Annotated in this window: 1 protein-coding gene; it reads right to left on the bottom strand. The window is 68.2% G+C overall.

Going from position 1 to position 584, the window contains the following annotated elements; genetic code table 11:
* Nucleotides 1-584, bottom strand: a 584-nt coding sequence (locus QPM17_RS23710; protein ID WP_285394202.1) for an aldehyde dehydrogenase family protein, incomplete at both ends; no start/stop codon positions are given.

Below are 584 nucleotides of genomic sequence, written 5' to 3'. Positions count from 1 at the left end.
GGTGCGCGCGGGAGAGGTTCTCGGTGAACACGCCGGCGGCGAGGCCGTAGTGGGTGTCGTTGGCGCGGCGGACCAGTTCCTCCTCGTCGTCGAAGACGAGGATCGACATCACCGGGCCGAAGATCTCCTCGCGCACGATGCGCATGTCGTCGCTGCAATCGGTGAACACCGTGGCCGGGGCCCAGGCGCCCTGGGCGAAATCGCCCTCGGCCAAGGGCTCGCCGCCGACCAGCACGCGTGCGCCGTCCTGTTTACCCTGCTCGATGTACGAGAGCACCTTGGCCTGGTGCTCGAAGCTCACCAGCGGGCCGAAGTTGACGCTGGGGTCGAGCGGGGCGCCGGCGCGGACACGTGCCACGCGCTCGGCGATCTTCTCCTCGAAGGCCTGCTTCACCGTGCGTTCGACGAAGACCCGCGTGCCGTTGGTGCAGATCTGACCGCTGGAGTAGAAGTTGGCCATCATCGCCGCATCGGCGGCGCGGTCCAGGTCGGCATCGGCGAACACGATCAGCGGCGACTTGCCGCCCAGCTCCATGGTCACGTCCTTGAGCGTCGAGCCGCCTGCCGCGGCCATCACCTTCTTG

Origin of the sequence: Marinobacter azerbaijanicus (genome assembly GCF_030250645.1) — a bacterium.
In the GTDB taxonomy this organism is placed as follows: Bacteria; Pseudomonadota; Gammaproteobacteria; order Pseudomonadales; family Oleiphilaceae; genus Marinobacter; species Marinobacter azerbaijanicus.
This window is presented reverse-complemented; position numbering and strand designations above follow the sequence as displayed.